General features: G+C 64.8%; 8 protein-coding genes. 2 read left to right on the forward strand and 6 right to left on the reverse strand.

Annotated features, from left to right (window positions below; translation table 11 throughout):
- From WCB02_RS02695 to WCB02_RS02705, 3 genes are all read right to left on the reverse strand, one after another.
- Positions 1–794 (reverse strand): 1-phosphofructokinase family hexose kinase (locus tag WCB02_RS02695; protein WP_423956091.1); only part of this gene is annotated, 794 nt, incomplete at its 3' end.
- Positions 791–1,801 carry a glucokinase gene (gene glk, locus WCB02_RS02700; RefSeq protein WP_423956093.1) on the reverse strand — a complete coding sequence of 337 codons (1,011 nt, stop codon included), beginning with the start codon at positions 1,799–1,801 and terminating at the stop codon, positions 791–793. The genes WCB02_RS02695 and glk, both read right to left, overlap by 4 nt.
- The gene (locus tag WCB02_RS02705; RefSeq protein WP_423956095.1) at positions 1,798–3,198 is read right to left on the reverse strand and encodes a GH1 family beta-glucosidase; all 1,401 of its coding nucleotides are present in this window, start codon (positions 3,196–3,198) and stop codon (positions 1,798–1,800) included. Before WCB02_RS02705 ends, glk begins: the two co-directional genes overlap by 4 nt.
- A 210-nt stretch (positions 3,199–3,408) precedes the next feature.
- On the opposite strand from WCB02_RS02705, the gene WCB02_RS02710 reads away from it, so the two are divergent.
- The gene (locus WCB02_RS02710; RefSeq protein WP_423956098.1) at positions 3,409–3,810 is read left to right on the forward strand and encodes a hypothetical protein; all 402 of its coding nucleotides are present in this window, start codon (positions 3,409–3,411) and stop codon (positions 3,808–3,810) included.
- Positions 3,811–3,851: 41 nt separating this feature from the next.
- Here WCB02_RS02710 and WCB02_RS02715 read toward each other — a convergent pair whose 3' ends face one another.
- A complete protein-coding gene (locus tag WCB02_RS02715; RefSeq protein ID WP_423956104.1) occupies positions 3,852–4,442 on the reverse strand; it encodes a LysR family transcriptional regulator in 591 nt (196 codons plus the stop codon).
- 138 nt (positions 4,443–4,580) lie between these two features.
- Here WCB02_RS02715 and WCB02_RS02720 point away from each other — a divergent pair, with 138 nt between their 5' ends.
- Complete coding sequence (locus WCB02_RS02720) at positions 4,581–5,057, forward strand: L-2-amino-thiazoline-4-carboxylic acid hydrolase (protein ID WP_423956100.1); 477 nt, start codon at positions 4,581–4,583, stop codon at positions 5,055–5,057.
- A gap of 59 nt (positions 5,058–5,116) precedes the next feature.
- Here WCB02_RS02720 and WCB02_RS02725 read toward each other — a convergent pair whose 3' ends face one another.
- Both WCB02_RS02725 and WCB02_RS02730 read right to left on the reverse strand, forming a co-directional pair.
- Positions 5,117–5,911, reverse strand: a complete 795-nt coding sequence (locus tag WCB02_RS02725) for a fumarylacetoacetate hydrolase family protein (RefSeq protein WP_423956102.1) — start codon at positions 5,909–5,911, stop codon at positions 5,117–5,119.
- 141 nt (positions 5,912–6,052) lie between these two features.
- Positions 6,053–7,504: an MmgE/PrpD family protein gene (locus WCB02_RS02730; RefSeq protein WP_423956106.1), complete on the reverse strand. Its 1,452-nt coding sequence runs from the start codon at positions 7,502–7,504 to the stop codon at positions 6,053–6,055.
- Between the last annotated feature and the right edge of the window lie 37 nt (positions 7,505–7,541).

Here is a 7,541-nt window from a genome sequence, read left to right on the forward strand (position 1 = left end):
CGCCAGATCAGCGCGCCGAGAAAGCTGTAGCCGGCGCCGACCGCGCTGACCGGCGTGATGGCGAGCGGCTCGGCGCGCAACACCAGGTCCTTCGTGACCAGCACCGCGCCGAGATGGCCCATGGTCAGCGCAACGATGCCGACCTTGCCGCGGTGAATCAGGGCTCTGGCGGCGGCTTCCCATGTGCCGGCGTCGGACGGTTCGCTGCCGGCCAGTTCGCGCATCTCGCGCAGGCTCGGCTTGATCAGATCGACGCCTTCCGCGACGGCGGCGGCCAGTGCCCGGCCTGAGGTGTCGAGCATCATCCTGGCGCCGTGCTGCCTGGCGATGACAGCCACCCTGGCAAAGAAATCGTCGGGCACGCCCTCGGGCAGGCTTCCGCTCCCGACGATGAAGCGGGGAAACGGCTCGAGCCGCGACAACAGCGTCAGGCATTCCTGCCACTCGCGCTCGCTGAGCCGCGGGCCGGGCAGGATGAAGCGGTAGGGCTGGCCGGTGCTGATTTCAGAGACGAAGAAATCCTCGCGCGTCTCCTCGGCGATCGCAAACGTCTCGCATGCGACGGCTTCCCGGTCGAGCAGCCTGCGCAGCAGATCGCCGGTCGCGCCGCCGACCGGAAAAATCGCGCTGACATCGCCGCCCAGGCGCTTGATGACGCGCGCCACGTTGATGCCGCCGCCGCCGGGATCGCGCCGCTGCGACGTGCCGCGCAGCTTTGTAACGGGCACGATCCGTTCCACCGAGGTCGACAGATCGACCGCCGGGTTCGGCGTGATCGTGACGATGTCGGTCATCGGCGTGTTCGATCGGCGGAGATGTCTGATGTCGCGACGTTTCGCTCGAAAAATGCCTTGACCCCAAGGAAGCTTGCATCCTGCCTGGTGATGATGTGAATCGGAATCGCGCGCAGATAAGCGTCGTAGCGGCCCTTGCTCTCGAACCGGGTCAGAAAGCCCGATTGCGCCAGCCGGTCGGCAAAGCGGGGCACGATGCCGCCGGCAATGTAGACGCCGCCCTGGGCGCAGAATGTCAGCGCCAGATTGCCGGCGACGCTGCCGAGCACGGCGCAGAACATGTCGAGGGCGGCGCGGCTGACCGCGCAGCTGCCGTCGAGCGCGGCCTCGGTGATCCCGGCGGGATCGCGCGCGGGCACGGTCACGCCGTCGAGCGCGGCCAGCGCAGAATAGAGGTTTTCGAGCCCCGACCCGGTCAGCACCCGTTCGATCGAGACGTGACCGAAGCGCTTGCGCAAGTGATGGATGACCTGCTCCTCGCGCTCGGAGATCGCCGGCAATGTTGCATGCCCGCCCTCGGTGACGACCGCGAACGGCGCGATCGCGCGCGGGATGAAACAGGACGCGCCAAATCCGGTCCCGGGTCCGACCACAAGCATCGGCGCGCCGGCCACCGGGCGCTGTTTGCCGAGCGCGAACAGATCCGACGGCTGAAGCGCCGGCAACGACCACGCCAGCGCCTCGAAATCGTTGAGCACATGGACGGCTCTGAGGCCGAAGGCTTGCTCCAGCTCGGCGCCGTCGATCACCCATGGGCTGTTGGTGAACACACAGCGGTTGTTCTGTACCGGCCCGGCGACGCCGAGCACGCCGGTCACCGGCGGTCCGCCAGCCGCGTGAGATCCGAGGAACGCCGTGATGGCGTCGGTCGAGGCCGGGAAATCGGCCACGCGCAGGTGTTCGACCGGCCCGATCTCGCCGCCGTCCATCAGCGCGAAACGCGCATTGGTGCCGCCGATATCGGCGAGCAGGACCCGCTCGTTGCTGGGCGTCTGGCTGTTCGTCATCCCTTGGCCGCCGTCGTGTCTAGCGGGATCGCGGCGGCTGCGCGCGCGCGCCGTGCCGCAATGAGATCAGCATACCACCTTGCGGAGGCTTTCGGAATCCGCCGTTGCGTGGCGAAGTCGACGTAAACCAGGCCGAAGCGCTGTGAATAGCCCGATGCCCATTCGAAGTTGTCGAGTAACGACCAAACAAAATAACCTCGCACATCCGCTCCCGCCTTCATCGCGTCCTGCATCGCGTCGGTATAGGCCTGCAAATACGCGATCCGGCCCTTATCCTCAACGCCGCCGGCGGGATCAAGTTCATCGTCGGCCGCGGTTCCATTCTCCAGGACATAGATCGGCAGGGCGAATCGGCTGTGGATATCGAGCAGGGTGTCGCGGAATGCGCCGGGAACGATCGGCCAGCCGATCGGAGTGCGCGGCACGTCGTCCGGCGGCGCGCCAAAGCTGGCGCCGATCAGGTTGGGGTCCGCCTTGATGTAATGCGGCGAATAGTGGTTCAGGCCGAACCAGTCCACCGAGCGGGCGATCGCGGCCATGTCGCCCGGCTTCAGGCAGGGTTCGATCGCTTCAGCCAAAGCGGGCGGATAGCAGGCGAAGTGCTGCGGAGAGGGGAAGGCGTCATTCCAATAGTCGGAAAAGCGCTGCGCCGCCTTGGCATCCTCCGGGGCGCTGCTGCAGGGAATGCAGGGCTGCCGATTGTGGATCGCGCCGAGCGAGGCATCCTTCACCGACGCGCGCAGCACCTCGATGGCCGCGCCATGGCTCAGATTGACGTGATGAATGGCCTTGTGCAAAGCCGCCTTGTCGCCAATTCCCGGCGCATTCCAGCCGAGACCATAGCCGAACAGCGTGAACACGCAGGGCTCGTTGAAGGTGGCGAACCGCTTGACGCGGTCGCCGTAGTGCCGGGCGACCAGCGCCGCATAATCGGCAAACCAACCCGCGATGTCGCGGTTCTGCCAGCCGCCGAGATCATCGAGCGCCTGCGGCAGATCCCAGTGATAGAGACAAGCCCAGGGCTCGATGCCGGCTGCGAGCAGGGCGTCGATCAGCCGGTCGTAGAACGCCAGGCCGCCGGTGTTGGCTGGCCCGCGGCCGTTCGGCAAAAGACGCGGCCATGCGATGGAAAACCGGTAGGCGTCGAGACCCATCTCGCGCATCAGCGCGACATCCTCGGCGTAGCGGTGATAGTGATCGCAGGCGACATCGCCGGTATCGCCATTCTTGACCGCGCCCTGCCGCCGGCAATAGGTGTCCCAGATGCTGTCGCCGCGGCCCTCGCTGTGTGCGGCGCCTTCGACTTGAAAGCTCGAGGTCGAGACTCCCCACAGGAAGCGAGGCTTTGGCGTCGCAGGCGCCGGCTGGCGGATTTGCAGGGTCGTGTTGGCCGTCATTGTGATTTGCCTGTCTTGCCGGTCGGGTGGCGCGCATTTCAGCAGCCATAGAGTTGCCGGGCTTTGCTCGCAGACCTTTGACGAAGATCAAGATTCGACCGCCGGGGCGGTCTAGGTTGGATTCAAACGTTGGAAGGCTGGTCGAATGCGAGACAGCTTCCATTTTGGAGATTGTGAAGCTCAATCATGCCTTGCCGTAATCCCCTTACCTTGCCTGATCGTCTCGAGCCGAAACTGCAGACGGTGGTTTCCTTCTGGGAACGCCTGAAGCGGGCGGAAAACGGCATGCCGTTCACGGACGATCTCGACCTTTCCGCGCTATGCAACCTGTCGGGCAAACCCTTCCTGCTCAGTGCCTTCGCGTTGCCCGAGCGGTTCCGCTTCGAGTTCGTTGGTGACGGCCTGAAGGGAGCGGCGGGACGCTTCATTGACGAGACGCCGCCGGACATCCATTTCAACTATCTGCGGGCGCAAAGCAGCGCCACCGTGGAGGCCGGCGAGCCGACATTTCTTCGCCTGACCCAGGATTCCGGGCACAAGTTTTCCAGGGTGCTGCTGCCGATGTGGGGTAATGGCCAGGTCAACGCGTTGCTCGGCGCGATCGAGGGCTGACGGCCGCCGTCGAACCGGTTGCTGCTGAACACCGGTCTGGCTCAGGAGCCGCCTCCGAGAAACTTGATCAGCGCCCGGTGCTCCCGGCATCCCGCCAGTCCGGGCAGGGTAACGAGCGTCGTCGGTAAAACGGCTCCTGTGGACGCTCGCAACTCGATCCGATCGACGTGCAGGCCGGGCGGCGATTGCCTGGACGTGCGAAGCAGGACGTCGAGTTTTCCGTCGATCAGCTTGCTCAGATCATCCGTGGCGACGAGCTTGACGCGCGGCCCTGCGGTGGATCGTTGCAGATTCGAGATCGCGGGATAGCTTTGTTCCGACAGCGTGGGTGAGACGCCCATCACGAGCTTCCGCCCCTTGAGCGTCGGCGCGACGCTTTCCGTCGCAACCGAAATGGCATGGAAGGCTTCGCTGATCGACGGCAGGTAGTTTTCGCCAGCTGTCGTCAGCAGCAAGCCGCGATGGAAGCGGCGAAAAAGCTGCACGCCCAGGCTCGCTTCGAGACTTTTGACCTGCTGACTGATCGCGCCTGGCGTCACCGAGAGTTCGTCGGCTGCGCGCTTGAAACTCAAATGGCGCGCTGACGCCTCGAACGCACGCAGCCCGTTGAGTGGAGGAAGCCGATAGCTCATCGCGCAGGACCGCCGGTTGCTTCGAACGGGTCCAACTTCGTGGCATAGAAAAACTAAGTCAATGCGCCAGAACAACTGATTTGCTGCTTGGCTCGGTTGGTTGCATAGGACGACGACAGGACATCAGGAGGCAACCACATGGATCACTCAGACGAAGTTGCTATCAGTCACTTGCAGCGCCGCAAGATCGAGGGGCGGGTGCTGATCCCGTTCTTTGGGGCTTTGCGGGATAAATTCGGCGAGAAGGTCGCGCGCGAGGTCATTGATCAGACGGTTCAGAAGCTCGCCGTCGAGGACGGCGCGAGATGGGCGACAGCCTATGGACCAACAACCGCGTCGCTGCGAAAGGTAGTTCAGGAACTCTGGGCAGGCGGCGGCGGTATGGATGTCGACATCGTCGCAGAGTCTGAAGACCATCTCGACTTCAACGTGACGCGGTGCCGATACGCCGAATTCTACCAGGAGCTGGGCCTCCCGGACCTCGGCGTTCAGGTCCATTGCAATCGAGACCACGCCATGGTGACGAGCTTCGACAGCGAACTCGAATTGCGCCGAAGCCAGACGATCATGGAAGGCGCGGCCTGCTGCGATTTCAGATTTCGCAGGCGGGGCTGATCGTTGCGGCCGGGCGCCAAGCCGCCGCCATTGGCGGGGCCTTGGCGCGGACGGGATCGCTAAACGATCCTGATCGACATGTCCGGCAGGCCCTCGAGCTTGCACAACAGCACGTCGCCCTTGACCACCGGGCCGACATTTTCCGGCGTGCCGGAATAGATGATGTCGCCGGCCTTCAGCTCGAACGCCTCGGAGAGTTTTGCGATCTGCTCGGCGACGCTCCAGATCATCTTGTCGAGATTGGAATCCTGCCGCACCTTGCCGTTGACGGCGAGCGAGATCTCGCCTTTGGTCAGATGGCCGACCTTGCCGACCGGATGGATCGGACCGAGCACGGCGGCATGGTCGAAGCTCTTGCCGATTTCCCACGGTTTCTTCTCGGCGGCCATGCCGTTCTGCAGGTCGCGCCGGGTCATGTCGAGGCCGAGTGCATAGCCGTAGACATGCTCGAGCGCCTGCTCGGCGGCAATGTTGGTGCCGCCTGATTTCAGCGCGGCGACCAGTTCGACCTCGTGATGATAGTTCTTGGTGAGCAGTGGATAGGGGTGATCGGCGACCTCGCCGATCGCGACATTCTGGATCGCGTCGGTCGGCTTCTGGAAGAAGAACGGCGGCTCCCTCGTGGGATCGGAACCGCGCTCGATGGCGTGCGCCGCGTAGTTGCGCCCGATGCAATAGATGCGGCGGACTTGGAACACGTCGGTCTCGCCGACGATCGGGATCGTCGTGATCGGGACCGGGAAAATCGGCTTCGGGCCGGCCTGCGCGGCGGCTGGAGCGGATTCAAAGATCGCCGCGGTGGCGGCTGCGCCCGCAACGGTCGTGAGCAGGTCTCTCCGGGACGTCTTTGTCATGGCGGTTCTCCAGAAATGCGCTCTGCATGCGCTGGGCATGCGGAGCCTTGCGTCGATATCCGTAGCGTATCAGTGCCTGCCGCGCCGACGATCAAACGCGGAATTGTTAGTTCTCGTCCATACCGAGCGCCAGGTCTGAGATCAAGCCGTATACAGCGGACGCAGCGCCCTGATGTCGTCGATCCGCTCCAGCGCGTTGATCTGATCGATCAGCCTGTCCGCCCGCTCGGCGCCAAGCACCGGCGCGATCAGGTCGCGGGTCTTGGCGCTGACGGCCTCGGTGCTGAGAGGGTTCTCCTTGGTGCCCGGCGGGAATTTGGTGAAGTGCTCGACTTTCCTGCCGTCAGCGAGCGTGACTTCGACGATCGCGCCGCGCGGCGCGGCTGGATCCATCAGGGCCGGGTCGGCCGTCAGGGTGATCTTCGCCGTCTGCTCCAGGATCTTCGGGTCGTGCATCAGCGCGACGTCGTGGCTGTCGGTGAAGGAGACCGCGCCCTTGACCAGGGCGAGCGCCACCAGATGCCGGCAATTGACGTCGGGCATCGCGCTCTCGCCGACGATGCCGATTGCGTCGGTCGGGAGCTTGACCAGAACGCCGCGGACATTGTCGGGCGTGAGACCGTGCTGCCTGCGCAAGGCCAATAGCGCGTCCAGCGGCGATTGAATGGGATAGCCGACCGAGTAGGTCTTGATCGCGGTCTCGGTGACATAGAAGCGGCTGCCGAGCCCTTCCAGCATCGCTTCCGGCTTCGGATCGGTCGACAGCGCAATGAAGAGGTTGTGGGTGCCGTCGAGCACGTCGTCGACGCCGGTCAGGCCGGCCTGCACCATGTCGACCGCCATGACGCCGTTGCGCGCGCCCATGCCGGCAAAGTCGAATGCCTTCTCGATGTGGTCATGGTCCTTCACCCAGCTCCACAGGCCGGAAACCTGCTGCGCCGAATAGGAAATCGCAAACCGCGTGCCTGTTTCATCAAGCCGGGCCAGCGCGGCGGCCGCTCCGAGCGCGCCGAACGTCGAGGCGGTGCCCTCCGCGCTGCGGTGGGTGCCGCGGACCAGATCGGGCCCCAGCGCCATCAACAGCCGGCAGGCGAGATCATAGCCGAGCGTCACCGCCCGAATGACGTCCTGGCCGCTGCGGCCTGCCCGTTCAGCCATGGCCAGCGCGGCTGGCACCACCGAGCTGCCGGGATGCGCCTTGGTGACCGGTTCGAAATCGTCCGTCTCGTCGGAATGGGCGCACATCGCGTTGGCTAGCGCCGCGTTGACGGCGGTGGTGCGAAAGTCGCTCCCGATCACCGAGGCCTGCGGCTCGCCGCCCAGCGAGCGAACATACTTCAGCGCCATCAGGCCCGGATTCATGCGCGAGCCGGAGATCATGGCGCCGAAGGTGTCGAGGATGCGGTGCTTGCATTCCATCACCACGGCGTCGGGCAGCGCCTGATCGCGCGCCGTGACCATGTAGCGCGCGAGCCGCGCCGTCACGCCGGGGTCTGCGGCCGAGGCGAAGCGGATTGGAGTGGCGGCGAGGGCGGCAATGGCGGCAGTGGATTGCAGCAGGCGGCGGCGTGACGGCATGTGGCGGTGAGACATGTGGCCTTTCAGGGGGGGCGATTGCATTATCCATTCC

The organism is Bradyrhizobium sp. (assembly GCF_049581145.1).
Classification (GTDB): Bacteria; Pseudomonadota; Alphaproteobacteria; order Rhizobiales; family Xanthobacteraceae; genus Bradyrhizobium.

Excerpts from the sequence above, each read along its gene's own strand:
- glk (WP_423956093.1), bottom strand. The coding sequence starts at position 1,801 with ATGACGAACAGCCAGACGCCCAGCAACGAGCGGGTCCTGCTCGCCGAT.
- WCB02_RS02725 (WP_423956102.1), bottom strand. The coding sequence starts at position 5,911 with ATGACAAAGACGTCCCGGAGAGACCTGCTCACGACCGTTGCGGGCGCA.
- WCB02_RS02715 (WP_423956104.1), bottom strand. The coding sequence starts at position 4,442 with ATGAGCTATCGGCTTCCTCCACTCAACGGGCTGCGTGCGTTCGAGGCG.
- WCB02_RS02720 (WP_423956100.1), top strand. The coding sequence starts at position 4,581 with ATGGATCACTCAGACGAAGTTGCTATCAGTCACTTGCAGCGCCGCAAG.
- WCB02_RS02730 (WP_423956106.1), bottom strand. The coding sequence starts at position 7,504 with ATGTCTCACCGCCACATGCCGTCACGCCGCCGCCTGCTGCAATCCACT.
- WCB02_RS02705 (WP_423956095.1), bottom strand. The coding sequence starts at position 3,198 with ATGACGGCCAACACGACCCTGCAAATCCGCCAGCCGGCGCCTGCGACG.